The 272-nt window shown below is 48.9% G+C and carries 1 protein-coding gene; it reads left to right on the forward strand.

Annotation, left to right across the window (positions count from 1 at the left end):
- Nucleotides 1-240 (forward strand): hypothetical protein (locus SB725_RS31280; RefSeq protein WP_410923292.1); only part of this gene is annotated, 240 nt, incomplete at its 5' end.
- Between the last annotated feature and the right edge of the window lie 32 nt (nt 241-272).

The following is a 272-nucleotide window of genomic DNA, read 5'->3' on the forward strand; positions in this document are numbered from 1 at the left end:
CGGGGGCTTGTGCTTGCTGTTCTTTTTTTGCCACTATGTTTTGACCTCCTTGATATCAAAGATATTGATTTTGTCCACTGCGTCCTTTGGTACAGTAGCCTTGTACGTGAACCGAAACGTGATTTCCGCTCGATCCCGTTTTTCCCTCCAGATTCGCAAGGAAGCGCTGTCCAGCTCGATAGTCAGATCATCGCTTTTCCCGCGATAGCTGAAGTGCAGCCTACGCAGAAGCTGACGTAGAGGTTCAATGGAAATCGGCTGATACACACCGT

This window comes from Pseudomonas sp. SIMBA_041 (genome assembly GCF_046535095.1).
Classification (GTDB): domain Bacteria; phylum Pseudomonadota; class Gammaproteobacteria; order Pseudomonadales; family Pseudomonadaceae; genus Aquipseudomonas; species Aquipseudomonas mucoides.